This is a genomic window from Streptomyces noursei ATCC 11455 (assembly GCF_001704275.1).
GTDB classification, from domain to species: Bacteria; Actinomycetota; Actinomycetes; order Streptomycetales; family Streptomycetaceae; genus Streptomyces; species Streptomyces noursei.
Window position 1 is genome coordinate 8678663 of sequence record NZ_CP011533.1, and the last position, 24167, is coordinate 8702829.

22 protein-coding genes are annotated in these 24167 nt (G+C 70.0%); 12 read left to right on the top strand and 10 right to left on the bottom strand.

The genetic code is table 11. The features are described from left to right. Positions 1-22: 22 nt before the first annotated feature. Positions 23-580 (bottom strand): PadR family transcriptional regulator, encoded by a 558-nt coding sequence (locus tag SNOUR_RS37015; RefSeq protein WP_067355923.1) that lies wholly within the window; start codon positions 578-580, stop codon positions 23-25. 770 nt (positions 581-1350) lie between these two features. On the opposite strand from SNOUR_RS37015, the gene SNOUR_RS37020 reads away from it, so the two are divergent. Further along, entirely contained in the window at positions 1351-2586 is a 1236-nt protein-coding gene (locus tag SNOUR_RS37020; RefSeq protein WP_079143122.1) for an acyl-CoA dehydrogenase family protein, read from the top strand. A 261-nt stretch (positions 2587-2847) separates the two neighbouring features. Here the strand turns inward: SNOUR_RS37020 and SNOUR_RS37025 are convergent, their stop codons facing one another. The 5 genes from SNOUR_RS37025 to SNOUR_RS37045 form a co-directional block, all read right to left on the bottom strand. Then, on the bottom strand, positions 2848-4287 hold the full coding sequence (locus SNOUR_RS37025) for an FAD-dependent monooxygenase (RefSeq protein WP_067355926.1): 1440 nt from the start codon (positions 4285-4287) through the stop codon (positions 2848-2850). Positions 4288-4897: 610 nt separating this feature from the next. Continuing rightward, positions 4898-5164 (bottom strand): hypothetical protein, encoded by a 267-nt coding sequence (locus SNOUR_RS37030; protein ID WP_067359103.1) that lies wholly within the window; start codon positions 5162-5164, stop codon positions 4898-4900. A gap of 467 nt (positions 5165-5631) precedes the next feature. After that, positions 5632-5886 (bottom strand): PLD nuclease N-terminal domain-containing protein, encoded by a 255-nt coding sequence (locus tag SNOUR_RS37035; RefSeq protein ID WP_067355929.1) that lies wholly within the window; start codon positions 5884-5886, stop codon positions 5632-5634. 188 nt (positions 5887-6074) lie between these two features. Then, positions 6075-6263: a hypothetical protein gene (locus SNOUR_RS37040; protein WP_067355930.1), complete on the bottom strand. Its 189-nt coding sequence runs from the start codon at positions 6261-6263 to the stop codon at positions 6075-6077. 20 nt (positions 6264-6283) lie between these two features. Further along, complete coding sequence (locus SNOUR_RS37045; protein WP_067355933.1) at positions 6284-6637, bottom strand: PadR family transcriptional regulator; 354 nt, start codon at positions 6635-6637, stop codon at positions 6284-6286. Between the two features lie 113 nt (positions 6638-6750). Between SNOUR_RS37045 and SNOUR_RS48730 the strand changes: the two genes are divergently transcribed. After that, positions 6751-7182 (top strand): hypothetical protein, encoded by a 432-nt coding sequence (locus tag SNOUR_RS48730; protein ID WP_312635021.1) that lies wholly within the window; start codon positions 6751-6753, stop codon positions 7180-7182. A gap of 1296 nt (positions 7183-8478) precedes the next feature. Here the strand turns inward: SNOUR_RS48730 and SNOUR_RS37055 are convergent. Continuing rightward, positions 8479-8826, bottom strand: a complete 348-nt coding sequence (locus SNOUR_RS37055) for a hypothetical protein (RefSeq protein WP_312635023.1) — start codon at positions 8824-8826, stop codon at positions 8479-8481. 417 nt (positions 8827-9243) lie between these two features. Next, a complete protein-coding gene (locus SNOUR_RS37060) occupies positions 9244-9897 on the bottom strand; it encodes a hypothetical protein (RefSeq protein WP_079143123.1) in 654 nt (217 codons plus the stop codon). A 517-nt stretch (positions 9898-10414) separates the two neighbouring features. Here SNOUR_RS37060 and SNOUR_RS37065 point away from each other — a divergent pair. Next, positions 10415-11698 (top strand): Dyp-type peroxidase, encoded by a 1284-nt coding sequence (locus tag SNOUR_RS37065; RefSeq protein ID WP_067355937.1) that lies wholly within the window; start codon positions 10415-10417, stop codon positions 11696-11698. A 64-nt stretch (positions 11699-11762) separates the two neighbouring features. Here SNOUR_RS37065 and SNOUR_RS37070 read toward each other — a convergent pair whose 3' ends face one another. Further along, entirely contained in the window at positions 11763-12092 is a 330-nt protein-coding gene (locus SNOUR_RS37070; protein WP_312635028.1) for a transposase, read from the bottom strand. 172 nt (positions 12093-12264) lie between these two features. On the opposite strand from SNOUR_RS37070, the gene SNOUR_RS37075 reads away from it, so the two are divergent. From SNOUR_RS37075 to SNOUR_RS37085, 3 genes are all read left to right on the top strand, one after another. Beyond that, positions 12265-13344 (top strand): ABC transporter substrate-binding protein, encoded by a 1080-nt coding sequence (locus tag SNOUR_RS37075; protein WP_067355939.1) that lies wholly within the window; start codon positions 12265-12267, stop codon positions 13342-13344. Between the two features lie 110 nt (positions 13345-13454). Beyond that, entirely contained in the window at positions 13455-14474 is a 1020-nt protein-coding gene (locus tag SNOUR_RS37080) for a FecCD family ABC transporter permease (RefSeq protein ID WP_067359106.1), read from the top strand. After that, positions 14471-15286 (top strand): ABC transporter ATP-binding protein, encoded by an 816-nt coding sequence (locus SNOUR_RS37085; RefSeq protein ID WP_067355942.1) that lies wholly within the window; start codon positions 14471-14473, stop codon positions 15284-15286. Before SNOUR_RS37080 ends, SNOUR_RS37085 begins: the two co-directional genes overlap by 4 nt. Positions 15287-15357: 71 nt before the next feature. Here the strand turns inward: SNOUR_RS37085 and SNOUR_RS37090 are convergent, their stop codons facing one another. Then, positions 15358-15576, bottom strand: a complete 219-nt coding sequence (locus SNOUR_RS37090) for a heavy-metal-associated domain-containing protein (RefSeq protein WP_067355944.1) — start codon at positions 15574-15576, stop codon at positions 15358-15360. Between the two features lie 318 nt (positions 15577-15894). On the opposite strand from SNOUR_RS37090, the gene SNOUR_RS37095 reads away from it, so the two are divergent. From SNOUR_RS37095 to SNOUR_RS37120, 6 genes are all read left to right on the top strand, one after another. Next, positions 15895-17304: an MFS transporter gene (locus SNOUR_RS37095; RefSeq protein ID WP_067355946.1), complete on the top strand. Its 1410-nt coding sequence runs from the start codon at positions 15895-15897 to the stop codon at positions 17302-17304. Positions 17305-17320: 16 nt separating this feature from the next. After that, positions 17321-19147: an asparagine synthase (glutamine-hydrolyzing) gene (gene asnB / locus SNOUR_RS37100; RefSeq protein WP_067355948.1), complete on the top strand. Its 1827-nt coding sequence runs from the start codon at positions 17321-17323 to the stop codon at positions 19145-19147. 11 nt (positions 19148-19158) lie between these two features. Then, complete coding sequence (locus SNOUR_RS37105) at positions 19159-20436, top strand: cytochrome P450 family protein (RefSeq protein ID WP_067355951.1); 1278 nt, start codon at positions 19159-19161, stop codon at positions 20434-20436. Positions 20437-20579: 143 nt separating this feature from the next. Then, positions 20580-21512 carry an L-tyrosine/L-tryptophan isonitrile synthase family protein gene (locus SNOUR_RS37110; RefSeq protein ID WP_067355953.1) on the top strand — a complete coding sequence of 311 codons (933 nt, stop codon included), beginning with the start codon at positions 20580-20582 and terminating at the stop codon, positions 21510-21512. 76 nt (positions 21513-21588) lie between these two features. Then, positions 21589-22365 (top strand): hypothetical protein, encoded by a 777-nt coding sequence (locus SNOUR_RS37115; protein WP_067355956.1) that lies wholly within the window; start codon positions 21589-21591, stop codon positions 22363-22365. Positions 22366-22589: 224 nt separating this feature from the next. After that, positions 22590-24071: a PepSY-associated TM helix domain-containing protein gene (locus SNOUR_RS37120; protein WP_159425998.1), complete on the top strand. Its 1482-nt coding sequence runs from the start codon at positions 22590-22592 to the stop codon at positions 24069-24071. Positions 24072-24167 lie beyond the last annotated feature (96 nt).

Genomic DNA, 24167 nt, shown 5'->3' on the forward strand with positions numbered 1-24167 from the left:
GGGCCGTGGCTCCGCGCGCTGGTCAGGGCGCGGGGTGGAGCCGGCGCAGGGTGGCGAGGACGTCATCGAGCCAGGCGATCGTCATCCGCTCGTAGGCGATGCCGCCGCGCAGCACGACGTGCTGGAGCTCCTGCCCGGCGTCGAGCGGGGCGTCGGCCCCGGGGTCGGTGAAGTCGCGCTGTTCCCCCGCGAGGTAGTGGGCGAGCCGGTCGGCGTGTGCCTGGCGGTGCCGCTCCACCTCGCGGATCAGGGCGGTCGGGTCGTCGAAGGCCGCGCCGCGGATCTTGACGGCGAGGTCGTGCCGGACGCTCTCGGGTTCCACCGGTTCGTGGAGCCACTCGGAGAGGGCGGCGCGGCCCGGTGCGGCGACGGAGTACTCCTTCTTGTCCGGCCGGCCCTGCTGCGGCACGTCGCGGACGTCGATCCAGCCGTCGTGTTCCATCCGCTTGAGCACGCGGTAGATCTGCTGGTGGGTGGCGGTCCAGAAGTAGCCGATGGACCGCTCGAAGCGCCGGGACAGCTCATAGCCGGAGCCCGGCTTCTCCAGCAGGGAGACAAGGATCGCGTGTTCGAGCGCCATGCCCCGATCTTGCTATGCAACTCGTTGCATAGGCAAGCGCCACCGCCCGGGTGAGACACGGCTCACCCGGGCGGCTCCCTGGGTCGGCAGGGCGGGCGGTCAGCCGGGCGGGTGGTCGGCCAGACGGTCGGGCGATCGGGCGGTCAGTGTGATCGGAGCCTCTTTGCGTGGGCGCTGTCGTGGCGACCTTCGCCTCGGATATCTCGGAGATCTGGAGCATCCGATGCGCCTCTCGCATTCCAGGCATTTCGGATGTCATGGGTGTCCGGCATGGCCTTGAGGTGAACCGCGTCGCGGCTCGCCTGGAATGCGGGCCGGCTCTCGCTCCTCCTCCGGGCACACTTGTGGCTCATCCAGCGGCAGACCGGCTCCCCTCGCAAGAGGGTCCGCCGGTGTCCTCGAACTCCAGGCGTCCTCGTCATGGGGATGGCATAGGGGCCGTTGCCGATGTCGCTGCTCGCGATGGCCATCGGATTGTGGACGGGTAACCGCTGCCGGTCCGGCCGCCGGGTCGCACGTGGGAGGTCACAGGCGATGGAGAACCGCAGTCTGGGTCCAGTGCCAGTTGACCGGGGTCGCTTGCTTCTTCAACCGGGCCTTGCAGATCTACCCCGGCTCGTTGTCAGACTGGCCGGAACCCGCCGCGTGGCGGGTGAAGGAGGGGCGCGGACGACATGCTTCTGCCGCTGCCAGGCGGTCGGTGATGCTTTCATGAGGCGAGTCAGGGTGCTCCCTGTGCGAGGTGGGTACCCGAGCGTGGAGGAGGAGCCATGGCGACAAGCGCGATCAACCGGGCCGTCGGGCTGACGGCCCGCACGGGTCCGGCAACGGGCGAAGAGCGTGTCGATCTCCCCGAACGGGCCGCCGAGCTGGTCGAGTTGCTCCGGCGCAATGCCGCCCGCACCGAGCAGGACCGGCAGGTCGCGGAGGAGAACATCGCGGCGCTCGACGAGGCCGGGCTGTTCGGCATCACGGCACCCGAGAGGTTCGGTGGCCGCCAGGCGAGCATCCGCACCCTTCTTGAGGTGGCCTCGGAGCTCGGCCGCGGTTGCGGATCCACCGCCTGGGTCACCAGTTTGATCAACATCTCCGGCTGGGCCGTCGGCCTCTATCCCGAACGCGCCCAGCGTGAGGTGTACGAGGCCAACCCTCGTGCCCGTGTCTGTTCCGCCCTTCCTCCCCAAGGCACGAGCCAGGCGGCTGACGGGGGACAGGTCATCTCCGGACGGTGGGGCTTCGCCTCCGGGTGCCAGCACGCCGGGTGGGCGCTGCTCGGTATGCAGGTCAGCGGCGCGTCCGGGGAACAGGTGGACCAAGGGCTGGCGCTGGTCCCGATGGAACAGCTGACCATCGAGGACACCTGGCACGTGGCCGGTATGTGCGGAACCGGAAGCAACACTCTGGTCGCCGACGGCGTCTTCGTCCCGGCGCACCGCATCCTGTCGGTGACCAAGGCGAAGCAGGGCGAGTATCCCACCGAGTTCACGGACGAGGCCCTGTACCGCGCGGCGTTCATCCCCGCACTCTCCCTCTCCCTCGCCGGCCCGCTGCTGGGTCTGGCCCGCGGCGGACTGGAACTGGTGTTGGCCTCGCTCGCCAAGGGCCGCGGCATTTCGCACACCTTCTACGACGAAGCCCGTGAGGCACCCGCGGCCCAGACACAGCTCGCCGAGGCCGCGCAACTGGTCGACACCGCCGCCCTGCACCTGATGCGTGCCGCGGACGACGTCGACAGCTGGGCGGCGAGCGGCCGGTGCATGCCCGTGCCCGACCGGACCCGGGTCCGGATGGACATCGCCACCGTCGCCCGCCGCTCACGGGAGGCGCTGGAGATCCTGCTGAACGTGCAGGGAGCCAGGGGCTTCGCCGACGGCAGCCCCTTGCAGCGCATCTGGCGGGATCTGGGGACCGGCAGCCGGCACGCGATGATCAATCCCGCCATCGCGAACGAGATCTACGGCCGGTCCCTGCTCGGCATCGAGGAGCAGGTCACTCCGCTGATCTGAGCGGTCGGTCGGCTGGTCGGCTGGTCGGCCGAGCGGTTGATGCGAGTGGATCGCCGGACGTCCAGCGCGTGCTGGTGTTGCCCCCCGCCGCAGTCATTGACTGCTGGTGTTGCCCCCCCGCAGGCATTGACTGCTGGTGTTGCCACCTGCGGTCAATGCCTGTCCGTCGATCACGTCCGGCGCGGTGTCGATCCCGTTGCGGCGCGCCGAAGACGGGTCGCTCTCGTATGTCCGGACGGAAGTTCCACCGGGGAGGCCCGCTCAGCGGGGCTCGCCGAACCAGTGTCCGAGCGCCCGTTCCGGGCCGTCCGGACCGCCGGCCCAGCACACATAGCCGTCCGGCCGTATGAGCATCGGCCGGCTGTCGGTGCCCTGACCCGTGCGGTCCACCCGGTCTGACCAGAGGTCGGCGACCTTGGCGAACCTGTCGGCCGGGTCGAGAAGGATGCCGCGCCCGGATCGCAACAGTTCGTGCAACCGGACCGGCCCGAGGTGCAGATCCGGCGAGGGAAGGCCGACGAGCGGTTGGTCCTCGGTGCCAGGCATGGGGTAGCGGATGCCCATCCCGGACAGCATGTCGTCGAGTTGGTACTGGACGTCCCTCAGTTGCGCCATGGCAGCAAACAGTTCCCTGGTGGCGGCCACGCTCGGGTCGCGGGTGCCCTCCCAGTCCATCAGCAGGCTCTGTGTCTGGACGTTGCGCAGCACGGCGGCCCCGACCGGGTGCCGCTCCCCGTGATATGTGTCCAGCAGGTCGGCCGGGGCCCAACCGTGCACGGCGGCGCCGAGTTTCCACCCGAGGTTGAGTGCGTCCTGGATCCCGGTGTTCATTCCCTGTGCGCCGAGCGGAAGGTGGACGTGCGCGGCGTCGCCAGTCAGGAACACCCTCCCGTGCCGGTACTGTGCGGCCTGCCTGGCGGCGTTGGTGATGCGGCGGGCGTAGCGGAGTTCGAGCAGTTCCACCCGGGATCCGAAGATGCTGCGCAGGCCGTGGCGGATCTCGTCCTCGGTGACCGGGACGTCCCTGGGCAGTGACCGGCCCGGCCCGCCCATGGCGAGTCGACGCAGCGGCCTGCCCTGCGGGTCGGTGCCCAGTGGGAACATGTGCGCCCAGTGTCCGTCCGCGTTCCAGCTGTGCGTCATCGCCTGGTCGTCGCACCTCAGCCGCACGTCGGCGGCGATCGCGGTCACCGTGCCTGCTTGACCGGGAAAATCGGCCCGCAGCAGCGACCGCACCGTGCTGTGGGCACCATCGGCGGCCACGAGGTAACGGCCCTGGACGCGTGCGCCGTTGGTGAAGGTCGCGGTGACGCCGTTGTCGTCCTGGGCGAGGTCCACCAGATCGTGGTCGCGCCGGACGTGGATGTCGTGTGCGGCGAGATGCTGTTCGAGGAATCCCTCGATCACCACCTGCGGTATGGACCGCCATGGCAGGCGGTGCCGGTCACGGGTGAGCGGCAGCGGGATCCCGGCGAAGTGAGCGGAGCCGACCGGGTGGTCTCCGGTGGCCAACAGCGGTTCCAGCAGGCCGCGCTGATCGAACGCCTCCTGCGTGCGGGACTGCACGCCGCCGGCCCTGGACAACTCGCTGCGCCGCGGGAGCTTGTCGACCAGCACGGTCGCCACCCCCGCCACCCGCAGTTCGTTGGCCAGTGTCATGCCGGTCGGGCCCGCGCCGACGACGAGTACATCGGTGTCCATGAAGTTCCCCCTGGATGGGTCGATTGGGGCAGGCGCAACACTCCGCCTGCCGGGCCGCCCGAGCCAGACACCGGCCTGTGTGCGGTGGCATCCGACATCGGTCACCGCTTCGTTGGTGGAATCCGACTACGACGCGATGCGTCGCCGGTACGCGAACGACCTCGTTCCGTACGTGCAGTTCGTCGGGTGGGGAACACCGCGTATGGAGTGGGTTCGCATGCCTGATCGGTGGTGCTGGTGTCTGCCGGGTGGTGCTGTCCTTGCTGGTCAGTGCCACCCGGCCTGATCCCAGGTCCGGCTCTCGGCGCCTCGTGTTCCGCCGTCCGCTCACGCATCGCTCACGCAGGCAAGGCTTTCGGTGCGGCGGGATTTGAACCCACGACCTCTTCGTCCCGAATGAGGTTCGGACAGGCGCCCTACCTGCCGGTGTCGGAGTTTATGCAGGTCAGGGCGTTGGTCTCGCTTGGCCTGGGGCGGTCTCGCCGGGGCTCCGGGAGAAGATCATCTCCCAGATTTCTCCCAGGAGGGGTGGATGACTGTCGTTCGTCGCGACTCAGCCTGTCGGAGCGTGGCGTTACGCGAGTAAATTTGCTGCACAGTCTGGCTCGGCTCAGCCTATTTCCTCGCGTGCGGCCTTGAGGTCGTCAACCAGGAACACGTCTTGGGACCACTGCCCAGGCCACGCGGCCAAGACCAGATCCTTCGGCCCTGCCTGTGCCAGCAGGGCACGCTTCTCGGTTATGCGGGTCGCCTGCGTGACGATCCCCTTCGCATTGATCTGGATAAGGGTTACGGTCTGGCCGCGCCAGGGGAACCTGCCCTCCACGGAACTGGCGCGGCGGAGGGACGAAGCGTCGAAGTCCGCAAATCTCGGCATGCCTTGCACCCTAGCGCCGGCAGCCGTTTGCCATCAGAGCCTTTCCCCGTCTTGGTGGCCCAGCGCCGAACCCGCGCTCTGAGCTTGGGAATCAGGGGGCTCTCGTGCGCCTGATGCCTTCCTGGCCAGGGAAAATGCTAAAGATGGGGCGGGTACGCCTGGTTGAATCCCTGCCCCTTGCTGACCGCTGTTCACCCCTCTGTCTGGCACGACACCGGCACGGTGGTGCACTTGGCCCCGGAGCGGAAGCGTTCCCGCAGGGGGAGTCTCGCTGCGCGCCACGGGCTCTGCCGTCGACGGAACGCGGATTGCTTGGGCGAGGGGGGGCTTCCGGCGGTGTGCCGGTGAGCCGGCAGATCATCAAGCACCGACGGACACCTCCCACTCGATGTGCCCGGCCGCGTCCGCCTCGACCGCCACCTCTTCACGATGCGGGACGGGCACCGTCGAGGATGCGTCCTTGGGCTTCAGGCAATGCCTGCCCGGCGCTCGGCGTCGCGGCGACCGATGAGGAACCAGAGCAGGCTCCCGAAGAAGGGGGCAATCAAGGCGAAGACGAGCCAGACCAGCTTCATCCCGCCGGTGAGGTCGGACCTGACGATGCTGAGCAGGCCGCCGAAGTACAACGCGAGAACGCCGAGGGCCGCTGCGGCTCCCGCGCAGGCGATCATGATGTCGCCCGTAGGGGCAAGGGCCATCTGGTGTGCGAGCGGTGCCTGCATCGTTGTCTCCTCTTGCTGGTGGGGATTCTCGGAGTTTGTCGGTCGGGCTGGATGCGTGGTGACAGGTGGTGGGGGCCAGTCCCTTGGGGGCTGCCGGCTGAGGGCGATCGTCGTCGGCACGAACATCACGAAGGCCAGTGCGGGGAAGGGAAGCGCGGCCGTACCGGTCGGCAGCAGGCGGGTCCCCGTCAGGCCGGGCGCCTCGCCGCCCACAGCAGATAGCCGCCGGCGGCGGCCGGGAGCAGCGGGACGGCCACGAGGACCGGGAGGAATGCTCCGAGACCGAAGTTGAGCGTGCCCCCGGGGACCACCCACTGCGACACCAGGAACAGCAGCGGCACGAGGGCGGCCACCAGAGGGTGGTCGGTGATCGTCATGGTGGTTCCTGTCAGCCGGTTCAGCCGGTGATGAAGTGGTCGACCGCGTCACGGAAGTGCGGCCAGATGGCGGTGAACTCCTTCAGCGCCGCATGCCCCGGCGGGGTCAGCTCGTAGTAGCGCCGGGGCGGCCCGCTGGGGGACTCCTGCCAGCGGGTCTCCACCAGCCCGTCACGGCGCAGCCGCGACAGCAACGGGTAGATCGTGCCTTGGCTCGTGACCATGACGTTCACCGCGCCGAGGGTTTCGAGCAGCTCCACGCCGTAGCGCGGGCCCTGGCGCAGGATCGCAAGCACGCAGTACTCCAGCACTCCCTTGCGGAGCTGGCTCTCCGCCTTGCTCACGGCGGGCTTACCTGCGATGTCAGGTTCCATGCATTGCACAGAGGCCCCAAGGTGATGTCGGTGAGGGCCGGCGCGCGGCGCCCTGCCGGCGCTCACGGGCCGCCGTGCGGGCGCGACGGCACTTGCTTCGGGCGGGCTGTGGTGTGGCTCAGGACCGGGAACGCCTCGCGGACGTGTTCTGGCTGACCGAGCTTGATCAGGTGGCCGATGGTGGGATTCCCGAGTACGTCCCGTGGCGCCTCCGGCTCGCGGTCCGGTTCGATGCCCTGACTATGCTGACCGCCGCGCGGTGTGTGCGAGACGGTTGCGCCACTCCGGTTGTTCTTGGGAGAGGTGAGGGTGTGGCCAAGCCTGTACGTGCGGCTGTCGGGAACGTGTGGGTCAAGTGCCGTTTCTGTCAGGGTGATCTGTTTCGGGATCGTGAGGTGAAACTCAACAGCTCCGGCATGGAGTTCATGAACTTCGGCTGGGCGAACGAGTCGGCGACCGGGCTGATCTGCTGGAACTGCGGCTATGTGCACCTCTTCGTGAACAGAGATCTCGAACTGTACAAAGTGAAGAAGGACAAGGGGTGACGTAGGCCCTCTCGCAGGTGGTCGGCGGGCGCAGGCCCTGCCGACGGACGTCCGGGGAGCACGTCGACGCCCCGGCCGCGATGCGCCGTCTTCTCGGTGGAGCGCGTTCGCGGTCCGGAGCGCGGGCAGGGGCCAGACTAACTCCCTTGCCAGGAGCCCGTTTTGTATCCGTAATCTCACGACGCCTCAGGTGCAAGTGGCCCCAGTCGCGCACATTGTGTCTCGGTTTTTGAGAAGACCGGTTCCCGAGGTGCCTGGCTCGGTGAGGGGGTGCGCGAAAATTACGCCCCGGCCGGCAGATGGGGCTGCTGGAGGGCTGGGTAGCCCGAGAATGATCTAGATGATGAACAAGGCCCAGGTCGCTGACCTGGGCCTCAATTATGGAGCGGGTGACGGGAATCGAACCCGCGCTCTGAGCTTGGGAATCACGCGCCCTTCGGTAGGCGCGTAAGCCTCTGAGCTGGGAGAATGACGTGTGGGGCAGATGGGTTTGGGGGCTCTCCGTACCCTCTGTTGCCCCTTGTTGGCCGTCGTGTCTGGCACGTGAATGGCACGCCGGGTGGATATGCCCGTTCACGACGGCCGGCTGACCGGGCTCTTGCTGCCCACCGGGGAGCGCCCCGAACCCGCCTGGCAGGTAGGCGGTGTCGGCGGGGCAGAGATCTGCTCGGGAAACTCGTTGGCCAGCCCGCGGGACTCGGCGATGCCCTCGGTGCGTACTGCGCGGTTTGGTCGTGCATGTGGCCCGGACGCACGACAGCGGAGAAGAGGGTGCGGCCCTGGTGGTCGCTGAAGGTGGTGGTTTTGAGCCTGACACGAACACCTTGCGGCCCGGGCGCCCGGCTCGGCGGCGGACTTGGATTTCGGTTCCGTCGATGCATACCGAGACGCTCTCGGCCTGGGCGTAGGCGAACAGGTCTTCCAGGTTGTGCAGGCGCACGCCCGCGCGGTCGGGGACGGCGAAGTCGCCGTGCGGCGAGCAGGATGCGAGCTCCTCGCACGGCGCCGGAGACGGTGGAGCGGTCCACGCCGTACAACGCGGCCGGCACGGCGTGCGGTGGCCCGGTCGGTCCGCAGGTGCACGAGGGTCGCCAGGAGCCGGTCGGTGAAGACCAGCTTTTGCTTGCGCCGCGCCACTCGTCCACCTGCGGGGCCCCGTCACTTGGCGAGCGCGGACTCGCGTGCCGCTTCCCAGCGTGACGCGAGTTCTTCGAGCAGAGAATCGCCGAAGTGTTGGCGGCAGGTTCCGGTGAAAGCAGGATGGGACCAGGCTGGCTGTGCGGAGTAGCTCATAGTTCACGCCCTGAGAGCTCGCACGGCTGCCCTCATCTCATGCTCGGGTCCCTGCGATGTGCCCGGGCGGCTGCACAGGAAGAGCCCGGCGCTGAGCAGGACGAGGTTCTTGACGACGAATTCGCCAGTCATGGTCAGCTGCCAAGGGTTGGCGTGCTGGAAGGCGACTCCCGGGAGGAAGACCAGAACGCTGAAGGTGCCGAGCATGTGGGCGGCGAACAGGGGCAGCAACCAGGTGAGGAGACGTCCGGACAGGAACCAGAGACCTACGACGATTTCCAGGATGCCCACCGCCGAGACGAACCAGGTCGGGGTGGTGAACGGCACGGCATCGCGAACGAGCTGGTCCACGGGGGTGCAGTCAACTGTCTTGAGGGCTCCGAACCATACGTAGACAGTCCCGAGGGACAAGCGCAGAGCAAGAAGTCCATGACGGTTGAGCTGGCGCAGAGCGAAGGTGAGCGACGGCATACTTCTTCTCAATCTCGGCATCTAGCGATTCGCCTTTCCAAGATCTCCACAGGCGGTTTCGCCATGCGAGTCCCCAAAGGAGTCGCCATGGCGCGCAACCGGCAAGTGTTCTCGGCATGAAGGTTCCGGGCCTTCGGCTACCGCCGACAACCCAGACTTGACCATCGAAACCGCAATGACGGTTCGATCCGGCAGTGGTCCCGGTGCTGCCCCAGCTATCAGCTGGCATCGAGCCGGCGCGCGGACATCCGCGCACGTCGGCAATTCGCCCGTCGACCCGTGTGTGGGGACGAGCGGTCAGCAGCAGACCGGACCCACCGGCGGCCCTCTGCGGAGGACGGCGTATCGCAGCGGCCACGCGTGCAGCCGCCGAACGGGACCGTATGCGGCCCCGGGACGTGCCGGGGAGGCCGGGCCGGCGTAGGCGAATGACCGCCGGGCACGCCGCAGCGGCGCGAAGACGGCGGCGGCCAGCGACCGGCCCAGGCGGAACGCCGCCGCCTCACCGCGCCACAGCCACAACCCGCAGATCAGCGCGGCCAGGCCGTGCGCGAGCCCCATGCCGAGGGACCAGGAGTGTCCGGTGGCCGCCATGCCCACAGAGCCGGCCATCCCACCCATGTCGGTCATCCCGCCCATGCCGCCCATGCCGTCGTGTGCGGCCATCGGTGCGGACACTGCGGATGCCGTCAGCGACTGCGACTGAGTCAGGCTGAACACCGTGTGCAACGCGGCCTGGGCGACCACGGTGGAACCGGTGACGACGAGCGCGCCGCGCTCCCGCCCGGTCAGCCACCACGCGCCCACCGTGGTCGCGGCGAACGCGTACGCCACCCCCCACATGGGCACCGTCTGGCCGGACATCAACGCGTGCCCCAGAACCGACGCCACCACACACACCACCGCGAAAACCGCGGCACGTGCGAGGCGGAAACCAGGCCCAGGGGTCACGGCCGCCAGGGTAGTACCAGCCGCCCCACACAAAGGGGACCTAGGCCGCATACTTGCTTATTTTTTTACATATTCGGGCAAGTGCACGACGTTGGATTCTTGATGTCACGTCAGGTCTGTCGCCGCACGCGGTCAACGTCACGACGCCCGTCGGCGTGACCTCGGATGCGGGCGCCCAAGATTGGCAGCGTGGGTGCATGCATCGCGATGGCCTGACGCTTCGTCGCCGTCACAACACTCGTGCGGTCATCGCCGCGCGGAGACCGCCCGGAACTCACCGCCCCCGTCGCGCTCTCGCTGCCGAGCCGACATGGGCCCCGCCCCCTCACAGCGCCGAATCCCGCCGCAGCACCGGCCCGCAGCGCTGCGGCCTGCGCCGTTCGGAGCCGGGCGGCCGCCCCAGGCGTGATTTCGGCGCACCCGGCCGTGTTGATCCTCGGGGCCGTGAGGCGGGCGGCGAGGATCGCGCGCAGCCATGTGACGGACAGCGACGGCGGAAGACACAGTGGGGACGGCTATGAGGCATGAGCGGACCGGTGACGAGCGCGGCCTGACGCGGGACGACGGGCGTCGAGGATTCCTCAAGTACGCGGCAGGGATCGCGGGGGCGGCAGCGGCCACCGGAGGTCTGGGCAGTGAGTCAGCAGCCGTCCCGGTGAGCCGGGCCGCGGGGAGCCCACCCCCGGGCCGATCGGAGGACGGCCGGCAGCTGCCGCCGAAAGAGGTACCGTTCCACGGGCTCCATCAGGCCGGCATCGTGACACCGCAGCAGCTGTTCGCCGGATTCGCGGCCTTCGACGTCCTGGTTGACGACCGCGCGGGCCTGACAAGGCTGTTGCAAAAGCTCACCGAGCGTTCCCGGGTGCTGGCGCACGGGGTCAAGCCACTCGACGAGAGAGTGGCCACCGAGCCGCCCACACCAGACTCGCTGACCGTCACACTCGGCGTCGGGGCGTCGCTCTTCGACAACCGGTTCGGACTGGCCGGACACAAGCCGCGGCATCTGACGCGTATGCCGTCCTTCCCCCACGACCGACTGGACCCGGCGCGTTGCCACGGCGACCTGTCACTGCAGATCTGCGCGGAGCATCCGGATGCGGTGGTGCATGTGCTGCGCGACGTGAGCCGGCAAACCCAGGGGATGATGCGGCCGCGCTGGCGGATGGACGCGTTCCTCAATCCGTCGCGACCCACAGGGGCCCGACGCAACTTCCTCGGCTTCAAGGACGGCATCGTCAATCCCGACACCGACTCGAAGGCAGAGATGGATCAGCTGATCTGGGTGACGTCGCGTAGCCATGAGCCGGAATGGGCCGAGGGCGGCAGCTACCAGGTGCTGCGGCTGATCCGGTTCCACGTCGAGTCCTGGGACAACGTATCGGTGGGTCGGCAGGAGAAGGTCTTCGGGCGGCACAAGGCAAGTGGTGCGCCCCTGGGCGGCAAGCGGGAGAACGACGCACCGGACTACCGCGACGACCCCGACGGCCGGACGATCCCCCTCGACTCGCACATCCGGCTCGCCAACCCGCGCACCCCTCGGACCGACAAGTCCCGCTTTCTGCGCCGGAGTTACAACTACAACCTGGGGTTCGACCGGCACGGCCAGTCGAACCTGGGACTGGTCTTCTGCGGCTATCAGCAGGACGTGGAGCGGCAGTTCGCCACCGTGCAGCGGCGGCTGGAGCACGAACCGCTGACCCAGTTCGTCACTCCGCGAGGCGGCGGCTACTTCTTCGCTCTGCCCGGCGTACGCGACAAGGACGACTGGTTCGGATCCCGGCTGCTGCAGAGCACCCGCTAGACGTATTGATCACGAGCTTTGTTAACAGTTCGCTCGGCTTGGTCAATCCACACAGGACGCGGTCTTAGCTGCTGCGGGTGTGGGCATCCCAGCGCAGGCGGGCCAGGACGATGGTGTAGAGCGAGGAGTTGGCCTGCCGGTCGCCGCCGCGGTCGAGCCGGCGGCGTTGGGTCTTGCCGGATGATGCCTCCACCGGGCTGGCGCCGCAGAGTGCAGCGAAGGATGTCTCGCTGCCCATCCGGTCCGGGTTGTCGCCTGCTGCTATCAGCAGTGCGGCGGCGGTGTCCGGGCCGACGCCGTAGCGGTCCAGAAGCTTCGGTGCGCGGGCAGCGACGGCGGTGGTGATGCGGGTGGTGAGGTCGGTGATCTCCTCGGTGAGGTGCTGGATCCGCATGGCCAACAGACGGAGTGCGTGTGGCGGGCCGCTGGTGCCGGGGCGATGCCCTCCGCGGGCTTCCTGAGCCGGTTCGGCCGACTGGGCGGGAACTCGACGGGTGGTTGCTCCGACTACTGGAGCGGGTGGCCGAGTGTTCGCCCGCGTACCGAGTGGATCTTGGAGGCTTTCGATGCGTTCTCGCGTGTGGGGCGGTACGGCGGCCGTGGTACTCGGCGGCCTGCTGGCCGCGGGCTGCGGCGGCGGGGGGAAGGGCGCGGCGGACCAGAGCACCGGGAAGGCCGGGAAGGCCGCCTCCGGTGACTACCCGGTGTCCGTCACCGACTGTATGGGTGCCAGGACCACCTTCTCCGAGGCTCCGAAGAAGATCGTCACCAGCAACGCTTCCAGCCTGGAGCTGCTGCTCCGGCTCGGTGCCGGGGACAAGGTGATCGGCACCGGCTTCCCGCCTGGCAAGGGCACACTGCCCGGTGCGCTGGACGCGCAGGCGCAGAAGGTCAATGTGCTCGGCCGGAGCGTGATCCCGAAGGAGAAGCTCCTCGGTTCCGGTGCCGACCTGTACATCGACACGTTCGCGGCCATGGGGGGCATGGGCGGGGGCGGGATGGGCGATGTGCCGACCGAGGAGGAGTTCAAGGCGGCCGGGATCAAGCACATCTACCTGAAGTCCACCGCGTGCGCGGCGCGGAGCAAGAGCCCGGTGACGGACCTGTCGGCGGTCGAGGCCGACATCACCTCGCTCGGCGCGGTCACCGGTACGAGTGCCAAGGCGAAGGAACTCGTCGCCGGGATGAAGGAGAAGGTGGACGCGGTCCGGAAGGCGGTCGGTGGCGTGGCGGAGAGCAAGCGGCCGACGTACTTCTTCTTCGACTACGAGGCCGGCACCAAGCAGCCCACCGTCATCTGCAACCGCCAGCTCGCCAACGCGGTGATCACCCTGGCCGGGGCCCGCAACGTCTTCGCCGACTGCGACGGTGACCGCAAGCAGGTCGGCTGGGAGGACGTGATCGCCAAGAACCCGGACTGGATCCAGCTCGGGGTACGTAACCGGGGCAGCGAAGCGGCGAACAAGAAGGCGTTCGACGAGGCGCAGAAGTGGCTGGAGACCAATCCGGCCACCGAGGGCCTGAAGGCGGTCAAGGAAGGCCACTTCCTGCGCATCGGTTCCGAGCAGACCACCATCGCCGGTGTCGAGAACGCCGAGACGGTGGAGCAGATCGCCAAGGCCCTCTACCCGGGCAAGGTCGGCTAGCCGTGTTCTCTACGCTGTCCGCGTCCCGCCGCAAGGCCACGGACGCGAGCCGGGACGACGTCAACCCGGACGACGCCAGCCCGGACGACGCGAGCCGGGGCGCGCGCAGTCTGCCCGCCGGTCCGCTCGCGTTGGTCCTTGGCGTGGCACTCCTCGTCGCACTGACGGCCGCGGTGGCCTGGGGGTCGACGTCCATCCCGCTCGGCGAGGTGTGGAGCGTGGTGGGGCGGCGACTGTCGGGTGAAGCCCCGCGGCCGGGCACGGACGACCTGATCGTGTGGCAACTGCGTGTCCCGCGCGCCTTGCTGGCCGCGCTCGTGGGTGCCGGGCTCGGCGTCGTCGGTACGGCGGTGCAGGCGCTGGTGCGCAACCCGCTGGCCGACCCGTACATGCTGGGCATCTGCAACGGGGCGTCGCTCGGGGCGGTCGCCGCCATCGTCCTCGGGCTCGGCGCGGGCGGGGCGCTGGGCCTGGGACTGTCCGGCGCGGCCTTCGCCGGCGCCCTGGCCACCTTCGGCCTGGTGTGGGCCATCGCCCGGCGGGGCGGGGGGTTCGCGCCGCTGCGGCTGGTGCTGGCCGGGGTGGCGATCGGCCAGTTCCTGTCCGGCTTCACCAGTTATCTGGTGTTGCAGGCCGGGGACGAGCAGCAGACGCGCAGCGTGCTGTTCTGGCTCATGGGCAGCCTGAGCGGCGCGAGTTGGCCGGTGCTGGCCGTGCCCGCGGTCGTGGTTCCGGCCGCCCTGCTGTGGCTTCAGGCGCGCGCCCGGGGGCTGAACGCCCTGCTGATGGGCGACGAGACGGCGGCCGGGCTCGGCATCCACGTCACCCGGCTGCGCCGGGAGCTGTTCGCGGTGACCAGTGTGGTGACCGGCGTCCTGGTGGCGGTGTCCGGTGCGATCGCCTTCGTCGGTCTGATGGTGCCGCATGCCTGCCGCCTGGTGGTCGGCGGCGACCACCGCCGCCTGCTGCCGCTCTCGGCGCTGTTCGGGGCGCTGCTCCTGGTGGTGGTCGACATCGTCTGCCGTACGGCGATGGACGCCCAGGAGCTGCCGGTCGGCGTGGTCACCTCACTCATCGGAGCTCCGGCCCTGCTGTATCTGCTGGACCGGCGTCTGTGGAGCGGTAGTTGAGAATCGAGATCGAAGACCTGCACGTCGCCTACTCCGGTCGTACGGTCGTGACGGGGGCGCATCTGGTGGCCGCCGAGGGTGAGATCACCGGCCTGGTCGGGCCGAACGGGAGCGGCAAGTCCACGCTTCTGCGCACCGTCTACCGGCACCTGAAGCCCACCGGCGGACGGGTGCTGCTGGCCGGTACCGATCTCCGTAAGCTGTCCGCGGTCCAGTCGGCGCGGCATGTCGCCGCGCTGCCGCAGGAACGGGGCGGTGACTTCGAGCTGACCGTCCGCGAAGTGGTCGCGATGGGGCGCACGCCGTACAAGCGGGCCTTCGCGGGCGATGACGCCGCCGACCGCGACATCATCTCCCGGGCCCTCGCCGATGTGGGGATGGCGGCGGCGGCCGGGCGCCGGTTCACGACACTGTCCGGCGGCGAACGCCAACGCGTCCTGCTGGCCCGCGCGTTCGCCCAGAACCCGGACGTCCTGGTGCTGGACGAGCCGACCAACCACCTCGACATCCGTCACCAGGTCGAACTGCTCGCCCTGCTGCGCGCCCAGCGCCGTACGACGCTGGTGTCGCTGCACGACCTCAACGCGGCCGCCGCCGTGTGCGACCGACTGCACGTCCTGCACGCCGGAGCCGTGATCGCCTCCGGACCACCGCGCGATGTCCTCACTCCCGGCCTGCTGGCCGAGGTGTTCGGCGTCCGGGCGGCCGTGGTCGACCACCCGCTCACCGGTGATCCGCTGATCGCTTTCGATCACCGGGCGCCGGCCGGCACGGAGACGGCCGCGGCGGTGGAGGCGCGGGCCGGCGGGTGAACGCGAGCGGGCAGGGTGGCGACCTCCACCCTGCCCGGCCAGCGGTTTCGGTTCAGGCGGCGACCCGGTCTTCAGGCGGCGACCGGGTCGGTGACGCCGTAACCGGCCTCGACGATGGCCGCACGCAGCCGCTCGTCATCAAGATCGGTGCTGCCGTACACCGTGACGGCGTTCGCGGCGAGGTCCACCGCGACCTCGCTCACGCCCGGCACCTCGGAGACCTCTTCCCTGATGCTTGCCGCGCAGTGCTCACAGCTCATGCCGGTGACGTTGAACTGCCTCTGGGTCATGGGAGAACTCCTGGGTGTCGTGTGGGGCTTCCGGTTGCGTACGGACCCGCGAGTCGCGGGTGGTGAGGGCGACGCCCTCACCTCAGGAGTCGGCTGGGTGGAGCATTGAGTTCCGCGGTTCAACGGGGGGAGCGCGGCCGTTCCGCTCGCCGGCCCCGACTCCGTTACCGGAACCCGACCCGCCGTGCTGGTCAGCACGGAAAACCAGCCCGCCGGTCATTTTCTTGAGCGGAGCCGGGAACTCACCCCATATCCCCAGCGACTCCTCAGTCGGGGCCGCTGTCCGGCAGCCCACTCGTGACGATGAGGGGCGGAAGGGTGACCCACCACGGTCCCGGTTCGGAACAGTCCGGTGACATACCCGTCGGCGAGGACCGCTGGGCGCTGGTCGCCGTGGCGGGTGTGCTGGCGTTCGTGGCGATGCTCGACATGAACATCGTCAACGTGGCCCTGGCGGACATCGCCGACGGCCTGCACGTGTCCACCGCGACCGCCCAGTGGGCCGCGCTGGGCTATCAACTTCCCGTTGTCGCCCTGCTGTTGCCGGTCGGCCGGTGGCTCGACGGTGTGGGGCTGCGCTCCGCCGTACTGACCGCGACCTGCGGCTTCGGCCTGTGCAGCGCCCTGGCCGCCGCCGCTCCCTGGGCGGCCTGGCTGATCGCCGCCCGGCTGATGCAAGGCGTATGCGGGGCGGTGCTGTTCGTGCTGATGCCCGTCCTCGCGATCCACTCCGTACGGCCGGAGCGGCGTGGACGGGCGATGAGCGTGCCCGCAACCCTGGGCCCGCTGGGCGCGGTGACCGGACCGGCCGTGGGCGGGCTGCTGTTGGACCACTTGGGCTGGCATGCGGTCTTCCTCGTCAAGATCCCCTTCTGTGTGCTCGCCCTGGTCGTGGCCTGGAGGGTCATGCCGCGGGACGACGGGTTGCGCCGGCCCGATCGGCGGTCGGTGGTGGACGCCCTGCTGGCGGCCTCGGGCGTGGCGGTCCTGCTGCTGACGTTGACGCTGGCATCGGGCCGCCCGTCGTGGCTGGTGCTTGCGCTCGCGGCGGTTCCGACGCTGTGGTGGTGGCTGCGCGGTCCGGGCGGCCGGCCGGTGGTCGGTGTACTGCGGGCCACGGGGTTGTTCCGGGCCCACGGCGCGGTGCTGTCCCTCGCGGCCGGATTCGCCGCCATGCACTACGTGGTCGCCCTGCATTTGCAACGCGACAACGGTGTCAGCGCCACCACGACCGGGCTGACCGTCCTCGCCTTCCCGCTCGGCATGGGCCTGGCCGGCCAGATCGGCGGACGCCTCGCTGACCGGTACGGCCCCCGGCCGGTCGCGGCCACCGGTGCCGCCGTCACCGCCTCCGGCCTGCTCCTGCTGCTCCAGCTGGGCGACGGCTGGTCACCGCCGGACGTGGCCTGGCGGCTGGCGCTGGCGGGCGTCGGCATGGGCCTGAACGGCGGCCCCACCCAGGCCCTGGTCATGGGCACCGCCCCGCCGGGCCGGACCGCGACCGTCGGGTCCACGATGCAGCTCGCCCGCAATCTCGGCTTCACCCTCGGCCCCGCCCTGGCCACCGCCGTCTGGGGGCTGACCGGACCCGACGAGGGCGTACGGGCCGGACTGGCGCTGGCCGCTACCGCCGCCTGTCTCGCCGTACTCCTGCTCGCCCCGCCCGGCAGAAAGCCCGCCCCCGCACCCGAGAAGACGACCGACGCGGCGCCCGCCGCCCACCACTGACCCAGGAGTCATCCATATGTGCGGAATCACCGGCTGGGCGTCCTTCCACGGCGACGCCCGCACCCGGGTCCAGGCCATCGAGGCCATGACCGCCACCCTCACCGCGCGCGGTCCGGACGCGGGCGGTGTCTGGCTCGGCGAGCGCGCCGCGATCGGCCATCGCCGCCTGGCCGTCATCGACCTGGCCGGCGGCGTGCAGCCGATGACCGACCGGCCCGACCGGCCGACCGTCGTCCTCAGCTACAGCGGCGAGGTGTACAACCATCACGAGCTGCGGGCCGAACTCCGCGGCCGGGGACACCACTTCCGCACCCGCAGCGACACCGAGGTGGTCCTACGCGCGTACGCCGAGTGGGGCGAGGACCTCGCCGAGCACCTGGAAGGCATGTTCGCCTTCGCCGTGTGGGACGAGCGTGCGCAGCGACTGCTGCTGGTACGCGACCGCCTCGGCGTCAAACCGCTGTTCTGGGCCGTCGTCGACGGCGGCCTGGCCTTCGCCTCCGAGCCCAAGTCCCTGTTCGCCCACCCGGAGATCCGGCCCCGGGTGGACGCCGACGGGCTGCGGGAGGCGTACAGCCTGCTCTTCAACACCGGACCGACCGTGTGGTCGGGCGTACGGGAGGTCGAACCGGGCGGCCTGCTCGTCCTGGACCGGGACGGCATCCGCGAACGCCGCTACTGGCAGCTGGAGGCCGGAGTCCACGACGACGACCGGGACACGGCGATCGAGCGGATCCGTGCGCTGGTCGGCAGGGCCGCCAGCAGCCAGCTGGAGGCCGACGTCCCGCTGTGCAGCCTGCTGTCCGGCGGCATCGACTCCACCGTCCTGACCGCACTGCTCGCCGACGAACTCCGGCTGCGCGAAGGCCCGGACGCCCGCATCCGCTCCTACGCCGTCGACTACAGCGACCAGGCCGAGCAGTTCACCGGCGACGTGCTGCGCACCGGCCACGACACCCCGTACGCCACCGAGGCCGGTGCCTTCATCGGCACCGACCACAGCACGGTCGTCCTCGACCCGCACGCCCTGCTCGACCCCGAGCACCGCAAGGCGGTCGTCGTGGCGCGGGACTCGCCGATCGGCGTCGGCGACATGGACACCTCGCTGTACCTGCTGTTCGGCGAGATCCGCAGGCACTCCACCGTGGCCCTGTCCGGTGAGGCGGCGGACGAGGTCTTCGGCGGCTACCCCTGGTTCCACAATCCGAAGGCGCTGGCCGCGGACACCTTCCCGTGGCTGCTCGTCAACGGTGACGACGCCGCGATGCCGCTCAACCCGGAGCTCGACCTGCGCATCGGGGAGTTCCGCCAGGACACGTACCGCAGCGCGCTGGCCGCCGTACCGCATCCGGACGGCGAAACCCTCGTCGAGCACCGGCAGCGCGAGATGCAGCATCTGTCCCTGACCCGCTGGCTGCGCCAACTCCTGCACCGCAAGGACCGGTTGAGCATGGCCCAGGGCCTGGAGGTCCGCGTCCCCTACTGCGACCACCGCCTCGTCGAGTACGCCTTCGCCACGCCCTGGGCGCACAAGAGCTTCGACGGACGGGAGAAGAGCCTGCTGCGCGCCGCCGGCGCCCAACTCGCGCCCGACTCCGTGCTGCACCGGCCCAAGAACCACTACCCGGCCACCCACCACCCCGACTACAACCGCGGCCTGCAGGAGCTGGCGCGCGACGCCCTGGCCACCGACCAGGTCCGCGCACTGGCCGACGAGGCCCGCCTCAAGCCCGCTCTCGACACCCCGCCCGACCTGCTGGTGTGGGGCCACCGCCTCCGCCTCGAACGGGTCGTGGACCTGGCCCTGTGGCTGGACCACTACCGGCCCGAACTCGCCCTCTGAGGAGCCTTCGCATGACCATCCAAGAGCCACCCCTGCCGGCCGCGGAGCCGAAGCCCCGGCCCGAGCCTCTGCCCGACCCGGTCCCGCTGACCGGCTGCCCCTACAAGAGCAACCCCTACCCTCTCTACGAGCGGATGCGCGAGGCCGGCCCGGTCCACCGCGTGCTCTTCCCCAGCGGCGTACAAGCCTGGCTCGTCACCGGCTACGACGCCGCCCACGCCGCCCTCAACGACGACCGCCTGGGCAAGAACCACGACCGCGGCAACGACCGCTGGCGCGCCCGCGCCTCGATCATGCCCGAACCCCAGCACTCCCAGCTCCAGGTCCACCTCCTCCACCAGGACCCGCCCAAGCACACCCGCATGCGGCGCTTCGTCACCGACGCCTTCACCCCCCGCCGTATCGAGAGCCTGCGCCCCCGCTTCCAGGAACTGGCCGACGTCCTCATCGACGCACTCCCCGCAACCGGCCCCGCCGACCTCGTCACCGGCTTCGCCGCCCACTTCCCCTTCCAGGTCCTCGCCGAAGTCATCGGCCTCCCACAGGAGTTGGCGGCCCGCTTCGACCGCGACTGGGGCAAGGTCGTCCAGCCCGTCGGCCCCACCGACCCCGGACGACCGCTGTACGAGGCTCGGCTGCACGGCCTGCAGAGCTACATCGCCGACGTCGTCGCCCATAAGCGCGAGCACTGGGACGACGACCTGCTCAGCCGCCTGGTCGTGGCCCGCGACCGCCGCGAACTGTCCCAGGAGGAGCTGGACTCCATGATCTTCCAGCTCCTCGTCGCCGGCCAGGAACCGGTCACCAACCAGATCACCACCGCCCTGATCGCCCTCTTCCGCAACCCGGACCAGCTCGCCCGCCTCCGGGACGATCCGGACCTCCTGCCCCGCGCGGTCGAGGAACTCCTCCGCTACGACAGCGCCTTCGAAATGACCACCTGGCGCTTCTTCGCCCAGGACAGCGACCTGCACGGCACCGAAGTACCGGCCGGCGACTCCGTGATCGTCTCCCTGTGCGCCGCCAACCGCGACCCGCGCCGCTTCCCCGACCCCGACACCCTCGACCTCGACCGCAGCCCCAACCCCCATCTCGCCTTCGGTCACGGCATCCACTTCTGCCCCGGTGCGGCCCTCGCCCGAGTCGAACTCCAGATCGCCCTCGGCGCCCTGCTCTCCCGGCTCCCCGGCCTCCACCTGGCCACCAGGGACGAAGACATCGAGTGGATCCCGGCCGTCCTCGGCCGCGGCACCAACCACCTGCCCGTCGGCTACGACCGACGCCGCTGACACCAGCCGCCGGCTGACCGGGACCTGCCGCACCGCTCGTCCCGGACGCGGCCGATCCACCACCTCATCCGCCTGACGGCGCCTGGCCGCCCCTCCGCCACGGCGCCATGCCGTCATGCCCGCACGCTTCCCGGAGGAACAACATGCCGCCGACAACCGCGCCGGACGCTCTTCCCACGCGCATCAGCACCGCGATCCTGAACCTGCTCCTGCCGCACCACCGCACCACCGACCAAGCCCCCGCCTCCGCCGAGCGGTTTCCGCAGCAACTGCGCCAGATCGCCGACTTCGTACGCGACGACGCCCCCGTCACCTTCACGCTGCCCGGCTTCCCCTGCAAGTCCCCCAACCCCGCCAAAGTCCTCGGCCACCTCCCCGACCAGGGAGAACGCCTCTCCCTCAGTTTCCTCAACACCCTGTGCACCGAGATCGGGCGGATCCACCCGCCCGGCGCTCGCGTGATCATCTGCTCCGACGGCCACGCCTTCGGCGACCTCATCCGCGTCCCCGACGAGCACATCGACGCCTACGCCGACGAACTCCGCACCCTCATCGACCAATTGGGCCTGACGCGACTGTCCGTATTCGACCTGCGCGACGTGTTCGGCGACCTCCCCCACGACACGAAACGCGCCCACCTCCACAAGAGCTACGCCCCCACACTGGACGCCCTGCGCGCTGAGGTCCGCGCCGACGGCAACACCCTCGCCCTCTACCGGGGCATCACCCGCTTCCTCGTCGAGGACACCGCCGACTGGACCGGCACCCGCTCCGCCCTCCAGCGCGAGTGCCGACAACGCGCCTATGGCGTCATCCAGCGCAGCCGCGCCTGGGGTGACCTGATCGCCGACCACCACCCCCGCTCCGTACGCCTGTCCATCCACCCCCAGCCCATCGGCGCCCTCAAGTTCGGCATCCGCCTGCTCGACGCGCCCGACGCCTGGACCACGCCCTGGCACTCGACGGCCCTTCGCCGCACCGACGGCACCTGGACCCTCATGCCCCGGTCCAGGGCCGCTCAGCTGGGGCGCCTGATCGAGTGCGACGGCAGGCCCAGCCACTTCGAGCAGGGCTGATCAGACTGCGCCATGGTCGGTATTCGGCTACCCCCTGTCCGGAACCGGCTGGGCGCCTTGGCATGATGTCGCCGCCATGCCTGTCACCGCCGCTGTGCGATATGTCCGGGCCGCGGTGTTCGCCGCGGTCTGTGTCGTGCTGTCCGCGGCGGGGCATGCCGTGATGTCCGGTCCGGCGATACCGGGGTGGGCGATGGCGGCAGCCGCGGTGACGGTGTTCGTGTGCGCCGGGTTGGCCGCCGGCCGTGAGCGGTCCCTGCCGGTCATCGCCGGCGGGGTGCTCGCCTGTCAGGGCGGTCTGCACGTGTTCTTCTCCTGGGCGCAGGGGATCGCGGCACCTGCCCAAGCCCCAGGGAAGGCTGCGGCCTGGGCTGATCTGCTGCTGTGCGGTCATTCGGGAACGGCCGGTTCGGCGCCCCTTCCCGGCCTGCCGCTGCGGCAGGTCGTGCGGGCCGCGGGCCTGGACTGGAACAGCCCGCCTGTGCGCCGGCACGCAGGGGACCTGACTCGCGGTAGTTCTCCCGCTGACGCCATGCACTCCATGCCCGCCATGCACTCCATGCACCACGCCGGCATCGGCATGCTTGCGGCGCACCTCCTGGCGGGGCTGGTGTGCGGCTGGTGGCTGCACCGCGGTGAGCGTGCTCTGTTCGCGCTGCTCGCGGCCCTGGCTGCCGCTGCCGACCGTTCGCTGCACCGGCTGCTGCGTGTGCTCCTCGTGGGCGTCACGGTTCCCGTCGCACACGTCGGGCCCCAGCGGGTCCGGCGCACGGCCACGGCTGCGCAGCCGCACCTGGCAGTGGTCCGGCACGCCGTCATCCGCCGCGGTCCTCCGCTGTCCTTCTCGTACTGATCACCGCGTGGTGCGCGGGCTCCGCAGGCCGGAGCCTGTGCTTCGCCGTGCCCTGCGCGGCGCACACGCGGCATCCCGGACGGCGTCTCGGTACGCACGCCCGTCGCCCGGCGGCCGTGTCTGTACTCGCGGCCGCCCGGATTCCTGCTGCGATCACCTGCGGTCGGCGCTGCCCAGCCGCGGGGTACGACGAAAGACAACTTGCGATGACGCACGCCCCGAGCGTGTCCGAAGACAGGCCGGACACCACTTCGGAGACCGAACCGGACCGTGGCACCGACCGCGCACGGCCCTCCCGTAACCAGCTCTACAAGACCCTGTGGCGCTGGCACTTCTACGCCGGTCTGCTGGTCACCCCGTTGCTGGTACTGCTCGCCGTGACCGGCGCCATCTACCTGTTCAAGCCCGCCTATGAAGACTGGGTCTACAAGGACCTGCGCACCGTCCACGCCGCGCAGAGCGCCAAGCCGGTGGCGCTCGCCGAGCAGGTGGACGCCGTACGAAGGGCGAACCCGGACGCGACCATCCAGTCGGTGACCCCGCCGAGCGATCGCGCGCACAGCACGATGGTCACCCTCGCCGCCGACGGTGGTGGCCCCTGGGCGCCGACCATGTCGGTGTACGTGAACCCGTATGACGGCAAGGTGCTGGGGTCGGTCGACAACAGCAAGACCTTCATGCAGACCGTCCGCAACCTCCACGGCAAACTGCTCAGCGGGACCGTCGGCGACCGCCTCACGGAGCTTGCCGCGTCCTGGGCCGCGATCCTGACCTTCACCGGCCTGTACCTGTGGTGGCGGACCCGCCCGCGCCGCGGCCGTACCGGACGGCGCGGGCTGCGCCGCTGGCACGCCACCGTCGGCGCGGCCGTCTCCGTCTTCCTGCTGCTGCTCATCGCCACCGGCCTGCCGTGGACCGGGGTCTGGGGCCAGCAGTTGCAGAAGGTCATCACCGCCACGAAGCAGGGCACCCCGAGTCCGGAGGAGTACAAGGTCTCCTCGAAGGTCCCGACCACCGCCGACCACCTCACCTCCAACCCCGACACCTCCGTGCCCTGGGCGGCGGAGAAGGTCCAGGTCCCGACGTCGCAGTCGGCTGACGGGCATCAGGGGCACGAAGGGCATGAGGGTTACGCCGGTCACATGGGCCAGGGTGGCAGCGGCGCCGCGCCGGGCAGCCTGTCCATCGAGCAGGCGGTCTCCATCGCGCACCGTGAGCGCGTGCCCGGCATCTTCACCGTGACCCTGCCGCAGGGCCCGAGGGGCGTCTACACGATCTCCGGCAAGTCCGAGGCGGACCCCGCCAAGCAGCGCACCCTCTTCCTCGACCAGTACTCCGGCAAGGTGCTCGCCTCCTACGGCTGGCCTCAGTACGGCCTGCTGTCCAAGCTCGTCGAGGAAGGCATCGCCCTCCACCAGGGCGAGCGGTTCGGGCTGCCCAATCTGCTGGTGGCCCTGGGCACCTGCCTCGCCGTCATCGGCATGGCCGTCAGCGGCGTCGTCATGTGGTGGCGCCGCCGCCCGACCGGCAAGGGCCTGGGCGCGCCCCGCCGCGCCCAGGACGCCCGCGTGACCCGCGGCGTCGCGCTGATCATGCTGATCCTCGGCGTGGCCATGCCCCTCGCCGGCATCTCCATGCTGCTCGTCCTCACCCTGGACTGGCTGGTGATCCGCCGGATCGCCCCGCTGCGCCGCTTCCTCGGCTGAGCAACAAGCCGGGAGCCGAGCGACAAGCCGGGCGAGGAGGTGAAACGAAGGTTGTGCGAATGAGGACAACGGTCAGGTATGCACTCCGGCCTGAAG